Here is a 20,040-nt window from a genome sequence, read left to right as displayed (position 1 = left end):
TCTAAAAGAAATCGATGCTAACGCGGAACATTTGTTCCACTTTGCGAACGGCGTCAGCAAGTGCGAAAACAATAACCAAATCACCGGCCTCAATGCGCGTTTGCCCCGTCGGCACCATAACATTTCCACCGCGAATAATCGCGCCAATCCGCACGCCGGTGCCGAAATCGAAGTCTTTAAGGGGTTTACCCACCAATGGCGATGTTTCCAACGCCTCAGCTTCGATCAGTTCGGCTGCCCCGTTATACAACGTATAAACGCCGCGAATTCGACCCCGCCGCACATGACGCAAGATTTTGGATACCGTCACAGTACGTGGGTTCAAAAAGGCATCGACACCAAGACGTCGTGCAAATCGAGGGTATTGAGGTTGATTCACGAGCGCAATTGTTGTCGCCTTGCCTAACTCGCTGGCGAGAACTGACGAAAGAATATTTGTCTCGTCGTCATTTGTTAAACCCAAATACATTTGAGCATTTTGAATGCCCACTTCATTCATTATGTCTTCGTGCAGGCCATCCCCAAAAACAACAATCGACTGGCTAAGATTTTCAGCGGCGCGCTGAGCTACCTCTCGATTGTTCTCAATCAGGCGCACTGAAATGCCTTCGCCAAGCTGTTCAAGCTTCTTCGCGACATATTGGCCAATATTGCCTGCCCCGCCGATAACAACTTTGTCAGGAAACGGAGCGTCTTTGCCGAACATGGCCAAAACACGGTTCACTTGCGAGCGCCCCACGGCAACAATTGCTTCATCGCCCGGTAGTAAATAGTCGGTGGATTTTAGGGCCTTCATTTCCCCTTCGCGGCGGACGCCCATAACTGTGGCTTCCAAGTTTGGAAACAGTTCTGTCAATTGTTGCAAAGGCGTATCGATAATCGCACATTCTTCAGTTACTGCCACGGTGATCACCAGCACTTGATCATCGTCAAATGACACAAGATCTAGTGCGCCTGGATAAGCCATGCGTTGTAAAATCAAATCGCCAACTTCCACTTCGGGCGAAATAATAACGTCGATAGGCAAGTGATCCCGCGCAAACAGATCGCTCCATTCTGACTTCAAATAGCTTTGGGCGCGAATGCGGGCAATACGAGTAGGAATGTTAAAAATTGAGTGACCAACCTGACATGCGGTCATATTGACTTCATCAACCTGCGTAACGGCAATCAACATGTCTGCCTCGCGCGCGCCGGCTTGTGCAAGAACATCGGGATGAGAGCCGTGGCCATGTACGCCACGGGCATCCAATGTATCGCGAACCCTTTGCACGAGCTCAGGGTTGCTATCAATCACAGTCACCTCGTTGGATTCCATAGCCAATCGCTCAGCAATTCCATATCCAACTTGTCCGGCACCACTAATAATAACGCGCATAAATGCTCCCTAGTCAGGCCCTAAAGACCCAATGATTTGAGTTTGCGATGCAAAGCACTGCGTTCCATACCAACAAATTCTGCGGTGCGCGAGATATTGCCGCCAAATCGTTCAATCTGCGCAACAAGATATTGGCGTTCAAATACTTCACGCGCCTCCCGCAGCGGCAAGGTCATCAAATGAGGGCTTTCAGCACCCTCCTCGACTGACGGCAAAACTTCTCCGATATCCGCTGGTAGCATCTCAGCCGTGATCCGGCCATCATCAGGAAAGTTATCTCTGTGCAAAATGACTAGGCGTTCAAGCGAGTTACGTAGCTGACGTGCATTTCCTGGCCAATCTTGAGCTTGCAATACCGCCATTGCATCATCTGCAATCTCAAAGGCCTTTAAGTTATGTACGTGCTGCAGGTTTATCGCCAATTGCGCGACCAGCGGCGGGATATCTTCCCTTCGCTCGCGTAATGACGGTAAGGCCAACGGAATCACCGCAAGACGGTGGAAAAGATCGCCTCGAAACTGTCCCTCTTCAACAAGTCGAGAAATGTTTGTTGCACAAGACGAAACGATCCTGACATCAACGTCTACCCGTGTTTCACCATCAATTCGAGTGAACTTGTTTTCGACAACTGCACGCAATAACTGGCTTTGCAATCCAGCAGACAGTACCTCAACTTCTGCGAGGTAAATCGTGCCTCCATGCGCACGTTCAAATGCGCCCGCGCGGATAGATTTTGAACCATTTTCGTTTACTTCACGACCAAACAGCACTTCAGGAAGATCATCGTCGCTGTGCATGGCCAGATTGACTTCGACAAATGGCCCTGCTGCTCGATGGGACAATTCGTGAAGGTTACGCGCACAAAGTCCTTTGCCGGTGCCAGATGGCCCCGTAAAGAACACGCGTGAATTGGTCATTGCGCATTTGCTTAATGCCGATTTGACGCTGGCAAGGGCCGCAGATGCCCCAACAAGCTTATTGTTGTCAGCGCCAGAGCGAACCTTTAAGTCCTGCACTTGCTCTTTTAGTCGACGTGTTTCGAGCGCCCTCTGGGCGATAAGCAGCAGCCGGTCAATTTTAAAAGGCTTTTCGATATAATCATATGCGCCTCTTCGAATGGCCGAAACTGCTGTTTCGACATTGCCGTGACCCGAGATCATGACGACGGGCATGCCCTTATGTCGTTCTTGAATGGCGTCCAAAAGCTGCAAACCATCAAGTCGAGACCCTTGCATCCATATATCTAAGAACACCAAACCGGGTCGGCGGGCTTCAATGGCTTTAAGAGCTGAATCTGCGTCATGGGCTAACCGGGTTTCATATCCTTCATCTTCCAGTATGCCGGAAATCAGGTCGCGAATATCTTCTTCGTCATCAACGATAAGTACGTCTTGGGCCATCTATTTTTCCATCACCGAAATGGGCATATCAGGGCCCAGATCTTTGTTTTTCTTTTTTTCTTCTAGTTGTGCCGCTTTGCGATAGGGCAGCGTAAATTTAAAACACGCCCCAATATTTCCATTCTCATCAGGTGCCGCATCATGCATTTCGACCTGCCCATCATGCTGCTCAATAACTTTTGAAACAATGGCCAACCCTAACCCAGTACCCTTGCCCCGTGTCGTCATATATGGCTCAAGTAGTCGAGATCTGTTTTCTTCCGGCCATCCCTTGCCGTTGTCGGAAACCATCGTCACAACGTCGTCTTTTTTAATGTCCACTGAAACTGTAATTTGGGGAGTAAAAGAATTGATATCTCTTGAACTTTCAAGAGATTCTGAGGCATTCTTAATTAAATTAATTAACACCTGAGAGATCAATCGCTCATCGAATTCAAAAACTAGACTTTCGTCGGGTAGGTTTGTGACAATTTTGATTTCAGGGTGCCGCACGCCTTCAGAAAAGACGGCCTGTTTTACTGTTTCGCGCAGATCGGCCGGCGCAACGCTGGCAGTGGGCATACGTGCAAACGTTGAAAACTCATCTACCATTCGGCCAATATCGCCAACCTGGCGCATAATGGTTTCAGTACATTTATCAAAAACCTCAAAGTCCCCTTCCAGCTGCTTTCGGTAGCGACGACGAAGTCGTTCTGCTGACAGTTGGATTGGGGTGAGTGGGTTTTTGATTTCATGGGCAATCCTGCGGGCAACGTCGGCCCATACACTTGTGCGTTGGGCGGCAATCAAATCTGAAATGTCGTCAAGTGTAATCACATACCCCTTCGAGTTCTCACTGCTGCCTTCGCGGGTAATCCTTGCTTGATAGACCCGCTCTTCGCCAAAATTGGACTGTATTTCAATTTGTTCCTGGTTTTGATCTCTTGTGGACCCGATCGCGGACTGCACAAAATCAGCAAGCGCAGGCACCACATCACCCATTTTCTGGCCGATTATTGATTGATCATCAACGCCAAACATCGCGTTGGCGCTGCCGTTTACTATGGTGACACAACCTTCTGGATCAAGTCCGACAATACCTGCGCTCACGCCTTCCAACACGGCCTCCGTAAACTGGCGTCGCTGATCAATCGTGTCATTGGCGGATAGCAGTGCGCCATGTTGTGCGCGCAATTGCGAAGTCATCGTGTTAAATCGGTTGGAGAGGTCCTGCAGGTCGCCCTTGACCCCTTTTACGGGCACTCGAACATCCAACTCACCTTCGGACACTTTGGTAGACGCGACCATTATGTTTCTAATCGGCGTAACCAAGCCGTTCGCTAGCGCGATACCAAGCCAAACAGCGGCCAGAAGTACAACGAAGGCCAAACCGACATACATGAAGGCAAATGTCACCTGAAACACGAGGCGGTTGGACTCATATTCGCTATACTCAAGTACATTTTGCTCGGCAAGTCGCATATATTCGAGCACCTGGGGGTCAACCCCACGCGCGACAAACAAATACAATTTGTCATAACCAGATAATCGAACCACCGCACCAACAACATTGTTGCGTACGCCGGGTGCAATAAGCCCAACTTCCTTGGGTTCAAGTTCCGACAGATCAAAATCGAACGGCAACTCTGGCGGCAAACCGGGCGCGTTGATTTTCGCTCGTGTTAAAATGTTTCTTTGTTCATCTACGATATAGGCAAAAGGCAATGATCGCCGCTGCGCCAAAGATGTAAAAACATCAGCAAAGTTTGCCCTATTCCCATCAAACACGCTTTTGATTTTCTGCACTTCAACAGCAACCGCCAAAATATCGTCTCGAAGCACATTGGCGTGCTCGATCAAATATGATTGGGCGACAGACTTAGAGCTTTCAACCATTGAACGTGAACGTTCTGAAAACCAATGATCCAGTCCTTGATTGAGCGCCAATGTTGCGATCACCGCAACGATGAACGCCGGCACAGCAGCTGCAACAGCAAACATTGAAACAAGCCGTATATGCAAACCGGCACCGGACTGTTTTGCCAATCTCGCCTGCAAGAGCAAATACGCTTCGGTGAGCAAAAGCGCGATAACGAGGACAATTAGTATGCCGTTGACTAACCAAATAATTGGCCATGCTGACGGATCAGGTTGAATGGGCGCAACGCCTGTCAGCATCATGAACGAGGCTGTCGCAGACACCAAAGCGGCAAACACCAAAATAAGCCCCAAGAAACGCAAGAAGCGATTTCTTTGGAGGAATAATTGTCGAATGCGCGGTGCTTCGGTATTGCTCAAGCTAAGAATCCTAGAAGTCGTCCAATTAGACTGTGCCACAAATGTAACACCAAGTCCGTTAGACTTAACGAATTATAGCCAGTGAGCAAGAAAATTGTTGCCAAAATGTGACAGTGGATAAGATCTACAAGTTTTTGAAAGCTGGTTCCTCGTTAACGCGAGAGCCCCTTAGCAACTCGAATATGGTGGGTGTTTAATTTTTTGCGCAAAGTATTGCGGTTGAGGCCCAATAGCTGCGCAGCTTTTACTTGATTGCCGTTGCATGCTGACATGGTAATTTCCAACAGCGGCACTTCAATTTCATCGACAATACGATGATAAAGATCGTCTGCAGGTAAGTTGGGCTCTGCTTCTGCAAATATACGCATAAGATGGCGTTCAACGCTTTCGTGCAGATTTTGCCCCTCGCCCATTGGCGCGGCGCTGGTGCCTTGTGCGGACTGCGTGCTGCCAATTTCAGCCGCGACCATTTCCGGTGAAATCGCTTCTTCCGGATAAAGCGCTACAAACCGATGCACCAAGTTTTCCAGCTCACGCACATTACCTGGCCAAGTATGTTGCGCCATAACGACCAATGCTTCGGGTGATATCGATTTACGCAACTTGGTGTCTTCGCTGTATTTTTCGATGAAGTGGCGCACCAAATCGGAAATGTCTTCGGGCCGTTCGCGCAATGCAGGCATTCGCAATTGCACAACATTTAGACGATAATACAAATCTTCGCGGAAGAGACCTTGGCGAATTAGCTGATTTAGGTCTCTATGCGTTGCCGCGATAATTCGAACATCTGTTTGTAATGTCTCGCGGCCACCAACGCGGGTGAATTCACCTTCTTGCAAAACTCTAAGCAGTCGTGTTTGGGCGGCCATCGGCATGTCGCCAATTTCATCCAGAAACAACGTGCCGCGTGCTGAAAGCTCAAAATGCCCCCGTGCTCTTGCATTTGCGCCTGTAAAGGCACCTTTTTCGTGGCCAAACAATTCGGATTCAATCAAATCCTGGGGGATAGCTGCCATATTGATGGCGTTGAATGGCCCATTTTTCCGCTTACCAAACTCGTGCAGCGCACGTGCAACCACTTCTTTGCCCGTGCCGCTTTCACCAGAAATCATGACCGTTAGGTCAGTCTGGATCAAACGGGCCATCGTTCGATAAATGTCCTGCATTGGCGCGGAACGGCCGACAAGCGGCATATCCTCTACGTCGACATCAACCGATTTCTTTTTCTTGTTCTCACGGTCTTGCAGGGCTTTCGCTGCGGTGTTGGTGACCTCCGCTAAATCAAATGGTTTGGGCAAATATTCAAATGCCCCGGCTTCATTGGCCTTAACGGCTGTCATAAACGTGTTTTGCGCGCTCATCACGATAAACGGCAAGTCTGGTCGTTGTTTTTTGATTTTTGGTAAAATGTCAAATGCGTTACCGTCGGGCATCATAACATCGGTGATGAGCAAATCGCCTTCTCCACGCGACACATGGTTCCACATGGTGGTAATGTTGCTCATCGGCAGGACTTCATAGCCGGCTCGAGTTAGGGCTTGGCTCAACACCAAGCGAATTGAAGCGTCATCGTCTGCCACCAGAATTGTTTGCTTAGTCATTTGCAGTGTCCTGACGTTTTCCAATGTCCGATTTTCGAGCGATCGGCAGCAGCGTTTTAAAGATTGTTCTGTCACCCACATAGTCGACATCAACTATGCCGCCATGCCCTCGGATTAATTTTGCGACCATAGAAAGACCGAGCCCGCCGCCCGTTTGTTTTGACGTCACAAATGGCTCAAATATGTGCGGAAGCATTTCTTCGTCAATTCCGGAGCCATTGTCTTCCACTCTGATTTCGAGGGGTAGAGACAATCGCTCTCTGGTGCCTGAAACGCCAACGCGAATTCCTGGCCGGTAGGCAGTTGAAATTTTGATTTTACCGCCTGCAATGTCTCGAATGGCCTCAGCGGCATTTTTGACGAGGTTTAGATAAATTTGCACCAACTGATCCCAATTGCCCAGAACCGGGGGTAAACTGGGATCGAATTGTTTTTCGATATTGGCGCCTTTGGCAAAGCCATTTTCGGCTAACAATAGAACGTGGTTCAGGACTTCATGGATGTTGACTGAGGCAAGCTCTGGCGGCCGCTCGTCGCTAAACACCTCCATCCGCTCAACCAGTTTTACAATCCGTTCAACTTCTTGCTGGATCAGTTTTGCTAAGGGGCGGTCTTCGTCTGCTGCACTTTGTTCTAGCAATTGTGCCGCGCCCTTAATACCGGAAAGCGGGTTCTTAATTTCGTGTGCTAGCATCGCTGCGAGGCCAGAAACCTGCCGGGCAGCACCTTGAGAGGTAAGCTGTTTATCAATTTTGTCGGCCATGGTGCGTTCGAAAAAGGTGATTACAACCAAATCTGGATCCGACCCCATTGGTGCAATATGTACATCAACCAACCGCTCGTGGGGCAAATTTACATTTCCGATGGCAATTTTATGTTCGCTGGATGCAGCTTGATGTTCGTGGACATGGGCGAGTAGACCGAGAAGCGGCGACGAAGGGGCGACATGATCATCGATACGTTGTCGTTTCAGCAGGCTTTCCGACGTTTGGAAAAAATCTTGCGCCGCGTAGTTGGCGATGATGATCTTGCGCTGACCGTCACAGATAAGCACAGGCTGTGTCATTGCCTGAAAGGCGGTAAATGCCAGTTCGTATGACGTCGTGCTCATGCAGCATTCTCCACCAATTGATCAAATAGCTTTTCTATCAGGCAAGGAATGCCACTCGGTTCACTTTCGGTCAAAAGCGGATTACGAACATGACGGGGCACGTCAAATTCTCGCGCTAAAATGTCCATGTACCAACCCAAATGCTTGCGCGCGCAGCGCACACCCAATGCTGGGCCATATTCTTCCATCATAAGCTGATAATGTTCTAAAATGAGGGCTTTACGTTCTTCAAGCGAAGGTGTTCCTGGGATTGGGTTATCGTTGAGCGCTGCGCCAACTTGTCCCAATAACCATGGTTGGCCCTGCGCCCCACGTCCGATCATCACAGCAGCAGCGTCTGAGTATTCCAATGCACGCCTTGCTGTTGGAATATCGACGATATCGCCATTTACAACGACCGGCACGCTAACGGCTGCGACCACATCTTTAACCGGTCGCCACTTGGCATCACCCTTGTAGAATTGCTGTCGCGTCCTGCCATGTATGGTGATCATTTGAACACCCGCCGCCGCAGCTTTCTTCGCGATGTCTGGTGCATTCAAGCTGTCATCATTCCAGCCAAGGCGCATTTTCAGCGTCACAGGCAATGATGTTGCCCCCAAAACGGCCTCGATCAGTTCTTGTGCTTTATCTGGGACACGCATAAGCGCCGAACCCGCATAACCGTTTGTAACCCGTTTTGACGGACAGCCCATATTGATATCGATAATGTCTGCGCCAATTTGCTCCGCGATTTTCGCGCCTTCACCAAGCCAACGTCCTTCACACCCAGCAAGTTGCACAACATGTGGCAATTGCTCGGGTTTACCCAGCCGTCGCTCCATATCTTTATGCCCATTGATCAGCGCGGCACTGGCAATCATTTCCGACACAACCATCCCTGCCCCATACCGTGCGGCAATGGTTCGAAATGACTTGTCAGTTATCCCTGAAAGCGGCGCAAGAAACGCGTTTGACGGGAAAATATGTTTGCCGATTTGAATTGGCTTAAGCTTGTTTTGCATAAATTTTGTACATCTTGTAATGTTGATACAATAATAGACACATCTGTCGATTTAGGCAAATGCACAATTGCTGTTTTATGATTGAAGCTGTCGGGCGCTTGCGCTGACTTGATGATAGCGATAAACCAAATTGCAACGAGTTGTGCAATCCATGTCGAGCAAGACAAAAAGCCAAGTATGACAAAAAGCCAAATAAAAACAGCGGTTATTATCGTGGCTGCCGGGGCTGGGACCCGATTAGGAACTAATGGTGACGACACACCGAAGCAATATCAAATGCTTGTTGGCCGCACTGTTTTAGAAACAACCATAAGTGCATTCACTGATCATAATAAAGTCGACATAGTTTTACCTGTAATAGCTGCTTGTCATGAAGAGCTCTATGCGGCACTAGCGCTTGAGCATGAAAAGCTAGTGCCAGCAGTTGTAGGTGGAGTTTCTCGCCAATCTTCTGTGCTGGCGGGGTTGGATTTCCTTGCGCAAGCAGAACCTGATCTCGTTTTGATTCACGATGCCGCGCGCCCAATGGTCAGCTATCAGCTTATCGACGCGGTCATACAACAATGCCAACTTGGCGGTGCTATTCCGGCACTGCCGATCACCGATACGCTAAAGTTTGCGCCGGGCGGAAAAACGATCAACAAAACGCTTGATCGTGCAGAACACTTTGTCGCGCAAACGCCGCAAGGCTTCCAGTATTCTTTAATTGTTGATGCGCACAAAACAGCCCTATTGCAGCCGGAAATTGAATTTACCGATGATGCCTCAATCGCTGAATGGGCAGGCATAGATGTCATAATTGTCCCCGGTGACCCAACGAACAAGAAAATTACATTTGCGCAAGACTTGGTGGAGGCGCGTTCCTTTATGAACGACAATAAAACACTCGAAACACGGGTAGGTTCGGGCTATGACGTGCATGCGTTTGAGCCAGGCAGTGAAGTCATTCTGGGCGGCATCCATATACCGTTTGATAAGAAGCTCAAGGGTCATTCAGACGCTGATGTGGCACTTCACACCATTACGGACGCGATCTACGGCGCGATCGCCGAAGGTGACATTGGGCAGCATTTTCCGCCCTCGGACGACAAGTGGAAAAATAAAGATTCCGCTATATTTTTAAAACACGCAGTTGAGCGCGTCAGCGCTAAGGGCGGACGATTGATCAATATTGATCTAACAATTATTTGCGAGGAGCCGAAAATTGGGCCACACTGCACTCCAATGCGGCAAAATATTGCAAATATCTGTGGGATCGCCATTTCGCGTGTCTCGGTAAAGGCGACAACTTCCGAAAGGCTTGGTTTTACAGGCCGCAAAGAAGGGATTGCTGCTCAAGCTGCAATTGCTGTTGAAATTCCAATCGAGGACTAAACATGCTCGAAGATGACGTTTTACATCTTGCTCAAATTACCATCGAACAATTGATCTCTAAGCGGGCTACCATCACAACTGCTGAGAGTTGTACAGGCGGCCTAATTGCAGGTGCCCTCACCGCAATTCCTGGCTCTTCCAATGCTGTGCATGGTGGTTTTGTTACTTACTCGAACGAAGCTAAGTCGGAAATGTTGGGCATTCCAATGGAGCTAATTGATGAAAATGGTGCCGTTTCAAAACAAGTTGCCTGCGCAATGGCTCAAGGTGCGCAACGCGAAACCGGAGCATCACTGTCAGTTGCGGTAACTGGCATTGCTGGCCCATCAGGCGGCAGCGCGTTAAAGCCCATTGGCACCGTACACTTTGCATGTTCAGATGGCGAGAAAACCAGCCATATTGTTAGAAATTTTGGCGACATTGGACGCGAAGAAGTGCGGGAAGAAACCGTACGGGTTGCGCTGATGCTTGTTTTAGCCTGTCTAGATCAACGCGAACTGCCGTAACGTTTCTTCGCTTCATCCATAAAGGCATCTACAATTTCGCTTTGCTTGTTCGCAAACAATGGCTCTGCGACCGCTGCGATTAAGCGATTGCGCATTTCAAACTCGACCACAAAATCGACATGTGTGCCGGCGGCCGTATCTGTAAAACGCCATTCGCTTTCCAAAAATGAAAATGGGTCATCGTTCGAAGTGGCGGTGACGGTCATGTTTGCGCGGTTTGCGTATACCTTGCTTTCATAAGCTTGGGAAATTGGGCCAAACGAAATGTGCATACGCGCGAGGCATTTCCCCTCTTCGGGAAGGTCCACAATGTTCATTCCATCACAGTTCGGCACAAATGACGGGTAGCTCGCCAGATCGCTGGCGAGGTCAAACATTTGTTGTGCCGTGTGAGGCACGTCACGTTCAAAGGCAATTTTTGTCATAAATGGATTTTCTGACTAACTCAGTTTTGCTTCGCGTGCTTTGCGCAATTTTTCAAAATCGTCACCAGCATGATGCGAAGACCGCGTCAGTGGGCTGGAAGACACCATGAGGAAGCCTTTTGTGTACGCAATGCGTTCAAACGCCTTGAATTCATCAGGCGTTACAAAACGTTCGACCTTGTGGTGCTTGCGGGTTGGTTGCAGATATTGACCAATGGTCAAGAAATCCACATCAGCAACGCGCAGATCATCCATCAACTGCAGCACTTCGTTCCGCTCTTCGCCAAGCCCAACCATAATGCCAGATTTAGTGAACATTGTTGGATCAAGCTCTTTGACTTTTTGCAGCAACCGAATCGAATGGAAGTAACGCGCCCCTGGGCGCACGGTGAGATAGTTTGACGGAACGGTTTCCAGATTGTGGTTGAACACATCAGGTTTTGCCGCCACGACTTTTTCCAATGCGCCATCTTTGCGCAAGAAGTCAGGGGTCAAAATTTCAATGGTTGTACCCGGCGAAGTTTGTCGAACAGCTTGAATTACATCGACAAAATGTTGAGCACCACCATCAGAAAGATCATCGCGATCAACCGAGGTAATCACAACGTGTTTTAGTCCGAGGGTCTTTACCGTGTTGGCAACATTCTGCGGCTCATTCGGATCGAGCGCCGTCGGCATACCTGTTCGTACGTTGCAAAACGCGCAAGCTCGGGTGCAAATCTCACCCATGATCATCATGGTGGCGTGCTTTTTGTCCCAACATTCACCAATGTTCGGACACCCCGCCTCTTCGCAAACCGTGACAATATTATTGTCTTTTACGATTTTTCGCGTTTCAGCATAGCCTTTGGAACCAGGTGCTTTCACTCGGATCCAAGACGGCTTGCGCAGCACTTCCGTGTCTGGCCGGTTGGCCTTTTCGGGATGGCGCGGACGCTCTTTGTGCGTATTATCAAGCAAAGTCACCACGGCGGATGCTCCTTTGTCAGATCGACGGTTCGCTTCAAAAGATGAAGCAACAATTCGTGCTATATATTGAGTGCCTGGTCGTACGCGTCAAGGACACTCTCTTTCATCATTTCGGATAAGGTGGGATGCGGGAAGATTGTGTGCATCAATTCTTCCTCAGTTGTTTCCAAATTCATCGCCACAACGAAACCTTGAATGAGTTCGGTCACTTCTGCGCCAACCATGTGCGCGCCCAGCAATTCACCGGTTTTCTTATCAAAGATGGTTTTCACCAAACCTTCGGGCTCGCCCAGTGCAATCGCCTTACCGTTGCCCATAAATGGAAAACGTCCCACGCGAATTTCACGGCCGGCTTCCTTGGCTGCCTGTTCAGTCATCCCTACGCTCGCCACTTGTGGTTCGCAATAGGTACAACCCGGAATTTGGCTTTTGTTCATTGGGTGGACATCTTTACCAGCGATCTTTTCGATGCACATAACGCCTTCATGCTCAGCTTTATGCGCCAACATGGGGGCACCTGCCACATCACCAATTGCGTAAATGCCATCAATGTTGGTTTTGCAAAATCCATCAATCTGGATAAAGCCGCGTTCAGTTTTTACGCCAACATTTTCAAGGCCGATATTCTCTACGTTTGCTTGAACGCCAACAGCAGAGATCAATTTTTCAGCCTCAAGAACTTGTTTCTGGCCATCCTTGAGTTCCACATGGGCTTTGACGCCAGCGTCAGAATTCTCAACTTTAGCGACCTTCGCCTCTGTTAGAATTTTGATACCGCGTTTTTCAAGGCGCTTACGTGCGTGCGCAGAAATCTCATCGTCTTCCACCGGCATGATTTTGTTCATCAACTCGACAACGGTGACATCTGCGCCCATGGAAGCATAGAAAGAGGCAAATTCGATACCGATAGCGCCAGACCCCATCACCACAAGTGATTTGGGCATGTCTTGCGGCACAAGCGCTTCAAAATACGTCCAGATGTTTTTGCCGTCTGGCTCAATACCCGGCAGAATGCGCGGACGAGCCCCTGTTGCAACGATAATGTGTTTCGCGTTGTATGTTCCGTGCGGCAACACACCTTTTGGCGCAGGTACCGAAGGCTCCATTACGGGCTTGGAAGATGGTCCAACTTTGACTTCGCCGGGTTTGGTGATTTCAGCTTCACCCCAAATAACGTCAATTTTGTTTTTCTTCATCAAAAAACCAACGCCATTGTTCATCTGTTTGGCAATTTGGCGAGAACGTTTCACGACGTCTGAAATTTCAAATGTGAATTCGCCAGCCTTCAATCCAAAGTCCTTGGCATGACCCATATGGCTATAGATTTCAGCGCTGCGCAAAAGTGCTTTGGTTGGAATACAACCCCAGTTGGAGCAAATGCCAGCCAAATGCTCGCGCTCAACGACAGCAACCTTCATGCCCAATTGCGCACCACGAATTGCAGCAACGTAACCACCAGGTCCACCACCGATAATGATGACATCATATTGATTTGCCATAGTCTTTTCCTTGTCGTTGACGCCTAAAGCGACAAAATTTTCTTTACTGACGGCGCAAGAGCTTTTCCGAGCGCGCGCGTATTCTTGGCGTCCAAGTGAACACCATCAACTGGATCAAGCCTTGTCACGGGTGCCGCATTGAAGAACGAAACTTCTTCCTTGATACAAACACGCTCATATTGCATTGCGTACTCTGCGGATAATTCAATCGCACCAGCCATGACATCGTTAAACAAATGGTCTTGGCCCTTTTCAACCAATGGCGGTGAAACGACTAGTATCTCTGGCACTTGATGATCAGGTTTATACGAGAACGTTTTTACAATATTGATCAGCCGATTGATGCCCATGGCAGATCCCGCCGCGTTGCCACAAATGTGGCTCCGCATATCGTTTGTGCCCAACATGATGATCACGAGATCCAGTGGTTCGTGGGTACCAAGCAAAGACGGCAATGCTTTAGCACCATTTCGCTCGGTGGCTATTGCATAGTCATCAAAGACCGTTGTGCGACCATTCAAGCCTTCTGCGAAAACACGCACCTGCCCTTTGAGCTGCTCAGCCAAAACATTTGGCCAACGATCCTCAAAAGAATGCCTGCCGCCAGTTGCAGCGTTTGCACCCCAAGTCAGACTATCGCCAAAGGCAAGTACGTTTTTCATGTTGTTAGGCCAACATCATCACAGGTGTTTCAATAAGCTGCTTAAACACGCCAAGTGCCTGCGCGCCCAAAACCCCATCAACAACGCGGTGATCACATGACATTGTTACTGTCATGAAATTGCCGACCGTGATTTCGCCGTCCTCAACAACGACACGTTCTTCACCAGCACCAATTGCCAAAATTGAACCATGTGGTGGGTTGATTACCGCTTGGAAGTTGGTGATGCCGAACATACCAAGATTGGAAACTGATGATCCACCGCCTTGATATTCATGCGGTGCTAGCTTTTTAGATTTAGCGCGTTTCGCCAAGTCTTTCACTTCAGCCGAAATCTCACGAAGGGATTTCAATTCCGCTTTTCTCACCACCGGGGTAAACAAACCACCGGGAACAGAAACCGCCACCGCAATATCTGAATGATGATGCTTTAAGGTATGTTCACCAGCCCAAGATGCGTTTGCATCAGGAATTTGCTGCAATGCAAGCGCCCAAGCTTTCATGATGAAATCGTTCACGGATAGTTTAAATGCCGGTTTCCCGTTTTCGTCTTTCGGCGCAGTTGCGTTAATCCGTGCTCGTGCTTCAAGCAAATCATCTAAACGACAATCCAGGCTTAGATAGAAGTGTGGAACAGTTTGTTTGGCTTCTGTAAGACGGGCAGCGATTACTTTGCGCATGCCGTCATTTGCCACCAAATCATACGAACCTTCTTCGTAAAGGCCAATAACTTGCGCGTCGCTCATGCCTGATGCGAGTGCTTTTGAAGCCGGTGCAGCGCTAGATTTTGCAGCTGGAACGCCATCACGTATGGCCTTTTCGATGTCCCTTTTAACGACACGGCCTTTGGGGCCGGTGCCTGCCAAAACGCTTACATCAATTTTGGCATCGCTTGCCAAACGTCGTGCAAGTGGCGAGGCAAATGTGCGTTGTCCATCAGCTTTTGGCTCAGCAGCAGGGGCCGACGGTGCTGTTGTAGCAGCAGCGGCAGTTTCTGACGCGGGAGCTGATGTTTCCTCAGCTTTGGATGGCGCCTCAGCCTTTGGCGCATCGGCGGCCGCCGGAGCGTCAACATCCCCAATGTCATCAGCACTTTCGCCGTCTTCCAATAGCACAGCGATGACCGTGTTTACTTTAACGCCCTGTGCGCCTTCTTCCACCAAGATTTTGCCAACAATTCCTTCGTCAATGGATTCGACCTCCATTGTGGCTTTGTCGGTTTCTATCTCTGCGATAACGTCGCCAGAGGAAACCGTATCGCCCTCTTTAACGTTCCATTTTGCGAGATTGCCCTCTTCCATGGTCGGTGACAGGGCTGGCATTGTAATTTTGATCGTCATTTTTGACTCTCTCTTTTCCCTGAACCTAAGACTGACGATAGGTGACTGAATTCACCGCATCGATGACTTCTTGGACATTTGGCAATGCGAGTTTTTCCAAATTCGCAGCATATGGCATGGGCACATCTTTACCTGTGATGCGCGTAACTGGCGCATCCAAATAGTCAAACGCCTCTTCCATAATGCGGGCGGAAATTTCAGAACCGATGGACCCTTGTGGCCATCCCTCTTCAACCGTTACGCAACGGCCAGTCTTTTTAACGGATGCAATGACAGTCGGCATATCGAGTGGACGCAATGTCCGAAGGTCGATCAATTCCACATCAACGCCTGCAGCAACCAGTTTTTCAGTCGCTTCGGTTGCATAGCGCATCCCCATAGAATGAGAAACCAAAGTAACATCGGCGCCTTGGCGAACGACTTTGGCTTTGCCCAGAGGAACCGTCCAGTCGTCGAGTTTTGGAACATCAAACGATGTGCCATACAATAATTCGTTTTCAAGGAAAACAACTGGGGTTTGGCTACGAATAGCTGACTTTAGCAAGCCCTTAGCGTCTGCAGCTGTATATGGCGAAACCACAATAAGGCCCGGAATATGAGCATACCAAGCAGAAAAGTCTTGGCTATGCTGTGCGCCAACCCGTGATGCAGGGCCGTTTGGACCGCGGAAAACGATAGGCGACGTCACCTGCCCGCCAGACATGTAATGCGTCTTTGCGGCTGAGTTGATGATTTGGTCAATCGCTTGCATCGCGAAGTTGAATGTCATGAATTCAATGATGGGTTTTAAGCCTGCAAACGCAGCACCTACGCCCAAGCCTGCAAATCCGTGTTCGGTGATTGGGGTGTCAATGACGCGCTTTTCACCAAACTCTTGCAATAGACCTTGGGTGACTTTGTAAGCGCCTTGATATTCTGCAACTTCTTCACCCATCACAAATACGTCGCCATCGGCACGCATTTCTTCGGCCATTGCGTCACGTAGTGCTTCGCGAACCGTGGTCGAAACCATCTCGGTGCCTTCTGGCACTTCAGAGTCGGCTTGCGCTTCAAACGCAGGCGCTGCAGGAACAGAAGGCTGTTCAATTTCGCTAGGGCCAGGTTCTTCTGGATTTTCCTGGATTGGCTCAGCTTGTTTTTCTTCAGCTGGTGCCGCGCTCGCTTTAATATCGCTAGCGCTTTCACCTTCTTCAATCAACACTGCGATTGGTGTATTTACTTTTACACCTTGGGCACCCTCTTCGATAAGGATTTTGCCGATAGACCCTTCGTCAACAGCTTCAACTTCCATTGTTGCTTTGTCGGTTTCGATTTCAGCAATTACGTCGCCAGCGACAACGTTGTCGCCCTCCTTTACCAACCATTTGGCGAGGTTTCCCTCTTCCATTGTTGGCGACAGAGCAGGCATCAAAATCTCAATTGGCATATATTCTCTCCTGATCCGTCCAGTTAGGCGGTAATTTGTGTGTATAGCTCGCCAATTTCAGGCTCAGCGTCGTTGGTTGCGAAGTCTGCGGCTTCGGAAACCGTGGCGCGGATTTCTTTATCCATCGCCTTCAGCTCTTCTTCAGATGCCCACTTATTTTCCAAGATACGCGCTTTGACCTGCTCAATCGGATCACGCTCGGTGCGCATGGATTGCACCTCATCCTTAGAGCGGTATTTCGCTGGGTCAGACATCGAGTGGCCCCGATAGCGATATGTTTGCATTTCTAGAATGTAAGGACCGTTTCCATCGCGAGCATGTTTAATGGCACGTTCAGCAGCTTCACGCACCATTCGTACATCCATGCCGTCAACTTGTTCGCCCGGAATGCCGAACGACACACCGCGTTGAGACAAGTCAGTTGTAGATGCAGCGCGCTCTAGGCTAGTGCCCATCGCATATTTGTTATTTTCAATGATGTAGACAACGGGCAATTTCCAAAGCTTTGCCATGTTAAAGCTCTCATAAACTTGGCCTTGGTTAGACGCCCCGTCACCAAAGTAAGTAAGGCTTACATTGTCTTCGCCGCGATATTTGGCCGCGAATGCCAACCCTGTCCCCAAGCTGACCTGCGCACCAACTATGCCGTTGCCGCCATAAAAGCGCTCTTCATTAGAGAACATGTGCATCGAGCCGCCCTTGCCTTTGGACAAGCCACCAGCACGACCAGTAAGTTCCGCCATAACAGATTTAGGATCGAGACCAACAATCAACATGTGGCCATGATCACGATAGCCGGTTATGGATGCATCGCCTTTTTTAGACGCCATGTGAACGCCGGTCACCACGGCCTCTTGGCCGATATAAAGGTGGCAAAATCCGCCGATTAAACCCATGCCATACATTTGGCCCGCTTTTTCCTCAAAGCGTCGAATTGAAAGCATTTCGCGATAAGCGTATAGGTCTTCGTCCTTGGTGAACTCTGGCGCGTTCGATTTACTCGACGCTGCCTTTGTCTCTGTCTTTTTAGGCATTAGCTTCTCCAACTTATCCGCTGAGTAGTGAAATTTGGAAAACTCTCACAACACGGCGCGGCCGCATATATTTTCAACGGTATGATACCGCCATTTTGATCAAACTTGAAAACTTGAATTTTGTAAGGAAATGTCTATAACACGTTGAAATAAAACAAATGTTTCACTTAACTAAGTTATGGTTATTTTCGATAATCAACTGAAATAAAGTTAATTGAATTCAGTTGGAACAATCACGTCATTTGGATGGCCCCAGCCAAGCAATTCACGCGCCCGCTGCGTCAATAGATCCGGATCCAACCGATCAGCAGTCAACAATGAATTTCGATTCTGTGCAATCTTGATTTTTTCACCCAGCTCTTCTCGCTCTTGTCGCAACTCAATAACCTGGTTCGAGAACTTATCCTGCGACGTGATTCCGAAATTGCCTTCGATGAGGTGAAAGCCAAGATATCCTTGAAACGCGATCAACACAGCAGCAATCGCCAGCTTGTTGCGTAAGGATGGGCGTTTAAGACGTGTGGGCATAGAGTATGATGTCCAAGTACTCAGGAACTTTGGGCCACACTATGCACCAAAGGCCTTAATGCACTATTGCCAGATACAAAAAAGCACCGCCCGATTTCTCAAGCGGTGCTTAACAATTTAGTCCGAAAAGCAAACTAGTTTTTCAAGATGTCTCGGCCAGCATATTTTGCTGCGAAGCCCAACTGCTCTTCGATACGGATCAATTGGTTGTACTTTGCCAACCGGTCAGAACGAGCAAGAGAACCTGTTTTGATTTGTCCGCAATTCATAGCAACCGCGAGGTCAGCAATCGTTGAATCTTCAGTTTCGCCAGAACGGTGCGACATCACCGAGGTGTAATTGGCTTTATGGGCCATTTCCACAGCTTCGGCTGTTTCTGTGAGCGTACCTATTTGGTTGACCTTAACAAGGATTGAGTTGGCAACACCCATTTTGATGCCTGATTTTAGGCGCTCTGAATTGGTAACGAACAAATCATCGCCGACCAATTGGCATTTGTTACCAATAGCCTGGGTCAACGCTTTCCAGCCGTCCCAATCGTCTTCGTCCATACCGTCTTCAATTGAAATGATCGGATATGAGCCGACAAGGTTTTCCAGGTAACGAACCATCTCGTCGCTTCCCAAAGAGACGCCTTCGCCTTTTAGGTTGTACTTGCCATCTTTGTAATATTCAGAGGCTGCGCAGTCCATTGCGAGGTAAACGTCTTCGCCCGGTTTGTAACCAGCTTTTTCAATAGACTGCATGATGAAATCAAGTGCTGCAGTGGTAGATGACAGATTGGGAGCAAAACCGCCCTCATCACCAACATTGGTGTTATGTCCTTCTGCAGAAAGGCCCTTTTTCAACGTATGGAAAATTTCCGAGCCGATACGAACTGCATCAGAAATACTTTCAGCACCAACCGGCATAACCATGAATTCTTGAATGTCGATTGGGTTGTCGGCATGTTCGCCGCCATTGATGATGTTCATCATCGGCACTGGCAAAATATGGGCGTTTGAACCACCAACATAGCGGTAGAGCGGCAAAGCAGAAGATTCAGCAGCGGCTTTTGAAATGGCCAGCGACACACCAAGAATGGCGTTTGCGCCCAAATTGGCCTTATTCGGCGTACCGTCTAGATCGATCATCACTTGATCAATTGAACGCTGGTCCAAAGCATCCATGCCTTGAATTTCATTGAAGATCAGGGTGTTTACTGCATCAACGGCTTTGGTGACGCCTTTGCCCATATATTGATCGCCACCGTCACGTAGTTCGACGGCCTCGTGCGCACCGGTAGAAGCGCCAGAAGGAACAGCTGCACGGCCGAACGAGCCATCATCCAAAACAACATCAACTTCAACGGTTGGGTTGCCACGGCTATCAAAAATTTGACGACCAGTTACATCAATAATGGCGGACATTGCATCATCTCCTAGTGAAAATTGGTGAGTTGGCCGCTGTCATAGCGCCAATTCATGACATTGCAAAGTCTAAACAGGTTTAACCGGTCTTTTCATCA

The 20,040-nt window shown here is 48.9% G+C and carries 17 protein-coding genes; 2 read left to right on the top strand and 15 right to left on the bottom strand.

The features are described from left to right. Position 1: 1 nt before the first annotated feature. The 6 genes from trkA to dusB all read right to left on the bottom strand — a co-directional run bounded on the left by trkA (position 2) and on the right by dusB (position 8,771). Positions 2-1,378, bottom strand: a complete 1,377-nt coding sequence (trkA, locus tag ACSHWX_RS07140) for a Trk system potassium transporter TrkA (protein ID WP_435667510.1) — start codon at positions 1,376-1,378, stop codon at positions 2-4. A 20-nt stretch (positions 1,379-1,398) separates the two neighbouring features. Then, positions 1,399-2,778 carry a nitrogen assimilation response regulator NtrX gene (gene ntrX, locus ACSHWX_RS07135; RefSeq protein ID WP_435667509.1) on the bottom strand — a complete coding sequence of 460 codons (1,380 nt, stop codon included), beginning with the start codon at positions 2,776-2,778 and terminating at the stop codon, positions 1,399-1,401. Continuing rightward, positions 2,779-5,055, bottom strand: a complete 2,277-nt coding sequence (locus ACSHWX_RS07130; protein ID WP_435667508.1) for an ATP-binding protein — start codon at positions 5,053-5,055, stop codon at positions 2,779-2,781. A 152-nt stretch (positions 5,056-5,207) separates the two neighbouring features. Beyond that, entirely contained in the window at positions 5,208-6,656 is a 1,449-nt protein-coding gene (gene ntrC, locus ACSHWX_RS07125; RefSeq protein WP_435667507.1) for a nitrogen regulation protein NR(I), read from the bottom strand. Next, complete coding sequence (locus tag ACSHWX_RS07120) at positions 6,649-7,767, bottom strand: two-component system sensor histidine kinase NtrB (protein WP_435667506.1); 1,119 nt, start codon at positions 7,765-7,767, stop codon at positions 6,649-6,651. The genes ntrC and ACSHWX_RS07120 overlap by 8 nt, the downstream gene beginning before the upstream one ends. Continuing rightward, on the bottom strand, positions 7,764-8,771 hold the full coding sequence (dusB, locus tag ACSHWX_RS07115; protein WP_435667505.1) for a tRNA dihydrouridine synthase DusB: 1,008 nt from the start codon (positions 8,769-8,771) through the stop codon (positions 7,764-7,766). Before dusB ends, ACSHWX_RS07120 begins: the two co-directional genes overlap by 4 nt. Positions 8,772-8,948: 177 nt before the next feature. On the opposite strand from dusB, the gene ACSHWX_RS07110 reads away from it, so the two are divergent. Both ACSHWX_RS07110 and ACSHWX_RS07105 read left to right on the top strand, forming a co-directional pair. Continuing rightward, entirely contained in the window at positions 8,949-10,145 is a 1,197-nt protein-coding gene (locus ACSHWX_RS07110; protein WP_435667504.1) for a bifunctional 2-C-methyl-D-erythritol 4-phosphate cytidylyltransferase/2-C-methyl-D-erythritol 2,4-cyclodiphosphate synthase, read from the top strand. 2 nt (positions 10,146-10,147) lie between these two features. Continuing rightward, positions 10,148-10,651, top strand: coding sequence for a CinA family protein (locus ACSHWX_RS07105; protein WP_435667503.1), 504 nt, complete (start codon positions 10,148-10,150; stop codon positions 10,649-10,651). Here ACSHWX_RS07105 and ACSHWX_RS07100 read toward each other — a convergent pair. From ACSHWX_RS07100 to eno, 9 genes are all read right to left on the bottom strand, one after another. Beyond that, entirely contained in the window at positions 10,633-11,076 is a 444-nt protein-coding gene (locus tag ACSHWX_RS07100) for a type II toxin-antitoxin system RatA family toxin (RefSeq protein ID WP_435667502.1), read from the bottom strand. The two genes, ACSHWX_RS07105 and ACSHWX_RS07100, sit on opposite strands and share 19 nt — an antisense overlap. Before the next feature lie 15 nt (positions 11,077-11,091). Then, positions 11,092-12,045 carry a lipoyl synthase gene (gene lipA, locus ACSHWX_RS07095; RefSeq protein WP_435667501.1) on the bottom strand — a complete coding sequence of 318 codons (954 nt, stop codon included), beginning with the start codon at positions 12,043-12,045 and terminating at the stop codon, positions 11,092-11,094. Between the two features lie 59 nt (positions 12,046-12,104). Next, positions 12,105-13,544 (bottom strand): dihydrolipoyl dehydrogenase, encoded by a 1,440-nt coding sequence (gene lpdA, locus ACSHWX_RS07090; RefSeq protein ID WP_435667500.1) that lies wholly within the window; start codon positions 13,542-13,544, stop codon positions 12,105-12,107. A gap of 23 nt (positions 13,545-13,567) precedes the next feature. Next, positions 13,568-14,206, bottom strand: a complete 639-nt coding sequence (locus ACSHWX_RS07085; protein WP_435667499.1) for an SGNH/GDSL hydrolase family protein — start codon at positions 14,204-14,206, stop codon at positions 13,568-13,570. 4 nt (positions 14,207-14,210) lie between these two features. Next, positions 14,211-15,545 carry a pyruvate dehydrogenase complex dihydrolipoamide acetyltransferase gene (locus ACSHWX_RS07080; protein ID WP_435667498.1) on the bottom strand — a complete coding sequence of 445 codons (1,335 nt, stop codon included), beginning with the start codon at positions 15,543-15,545 and terminating at the stop codon, positions 14,211-14,213. A 25-nt stretch (positions 15,546-15,570) separates the two neighbouring features. Beyond that, positions 15,571-16,971, bottom strand: coding sequence for a pyruvate dehydrogenase complex E1 component subunit beta (locus tag ACSHWX_RS07075; protein WP_435667497.1), 1,401 nt, complete (start codon positions 16,969-16,971; stop codon positions 15,571-15,573). 23 nt (positions 16,972-16,994) lie between these two features. Next, positions 16,995-18,005 carry a pyruvate dehydrogenase (acetyl-transferring) E1 component subunit alpha gene (gene pdhA, locus ACSHWX_RS07070; protein WP_435667496.1) on the bottom strand — a complete coding sequence of 337 codons (1,011 nt, stop codon included), beginning with the start codon at positions 18,003-18,005 and terminating at the stop codon, positions 16,995-16,997. Between the two features lie 210 nt (positions 18,006-18,215). Further along, positions 18,216-18,533 carry an FtsB family cell division protein gene (locus ACSHWX_RS07065; protein WP_435667495.1) on the bottom strand — a complete coding sequence of 106 codons (318 nt, stop codon included), beginning with the start codon at positions 18,531-18,533 and terminating at the stop codon, positions 18,216-18,218. 134 nt (positions 18,534-18,667) lie between these two features. Beyond that, positions 18,668-19,942, bottom strand: coding sequence for a phosphopyruvate hydratase (gene eno / locus ACSHWX_RS07060; RefSeq protein ID WP_435667494.1), 1,275 nt, complete (start codon positions 19,940-19,942; stop codon positions 18,668-18,670). Positions 19,943-20,040: the final 98 nt, after the last annotated feature.

Origin of the sequence: Maritalea sp. (assembly GCF_051251695.1) — a bacterium.
In the GTDB taxonomy this organism is placed as follows: domain Bacteria; phylum Pseudomonadota; class Alphaproteobacteria; order Rhizobiales; family Devosiaceae; genus Maritalea.
This window is presented reverse-complemented; position numbering and strand designations above follow the sequence as displayed.

What these genes read in the sequence shown, in the direction of transcription:
- eno (WP_435667494.1), bottom strand. Translation starts at nt 19,942, where the DNA reads ATGTCCGCCATTATTGATGTAACTGGTCGTCAAATTTTTGATAGCCGT.
- ACSHWX_RS07120 (WP_435667506.1), bottom strand. Translation starts at nt 7,767, where the DNA reads ATGAGCACGACGTCATACGAACTGGCATTTACCGCCTTTCAGGCAATG.
- ntrX (WP_435667509.1), bottom strand. Translation starts at nt 2,778, where the DNA reads ATGGCCCAAGACGTACTTATCGTTGATGACGAAGAAGATATTCGCGAC.
- ntrC (WP_435667507.1), bottom strand. Translation starts at nt 6,656, where the DNA reads ATGACTAAGCAAACAATTCTGGTGGCAGACGATGACGCTTCAATTCGC.
- pdhA (WP_435667496.1), bottom strand. Translation starts at nt 18,005, where the DNA reads ATGCCTAAAAAGACAGAGACAAAGGCAGCGTCGAGTAAATCGAACGCG.
- ACSHWX_RS07085 (WP_435667499.1), bottom strand. Translation starts at nt 14,206, where the DNA reads ATGAAAAACGTACTTGCCTTTGGCGATAGTCTGACTTGGGGTGCAAAC.
- ACSHWX_RS07110 (WP_435667504.1), top strand. Translation starts at nt 8,949, where the DNA reads ATGACAAAAAGCCAAATAAAAACAGCGGTTATTATCGTGGCTGCCGGG.
- ACSHWX_RS07105 (WP_435667503.1), top strand. Translation starts at nt 10,148, where the DNA reads ATGCTCGAAGATGACGTTTTACATCTTGCTCAAATTACCATCGAACAA.
- ACSHWX_RS07065 (WP_435667495.1), bottom strand. Translation starts at nt 18,533, where the DNA reads ATGCCCACACGTCTTAAACGCCCATCCTTACGCAACAAGCTGGCGATT.
- dusB (WP_435667505.1), bottom strand. Translation starts at nt 8,771, where the DNA reads ATGCAAAACAAGCTTAAGCCAATTCAAATCGGCAAACATATTTTCCCG.
- ACSHWX_RS07080 (WP_435667498.1), bottom strand. Translation starts at nt 15,545, where the DNA reads ATGACGATCAAAATTACAATGCCAGCCCTGTCACCGACCATGGAAGAG.
- trkA (WP_435667510.1), bottom strand. Translation starts at nt 1,378, where the DNA reads ATGCGCGTTATTATTAGTGGTGCCGGACAAGTTGGATATGGAATTGCT.
- ACSHWX_RS07075 (WP_435667497.1), bottom strand. Translation starts at nt 16,971, where the DNA reads ATGCCAATTGAGATTTTGATGCCTGCTCTGTCGCCAACAATGGAAGAG.
- lpdA (WP_435667500.1), bottom strand. Translation starts at nt 13,544, where the DNA reads ATGGCAAATCAATATGATGTCATCATTATCGGTGGTGGACCTGGTGGT.
- ACSHWX_RS07100 (WP_435667502.1), bottom strand. Translation starts at nt 11,076, where the DNA reads ATGACAAAAATTGCCTTTGAACGTGACGTGCCTCACACGGCACAACAA.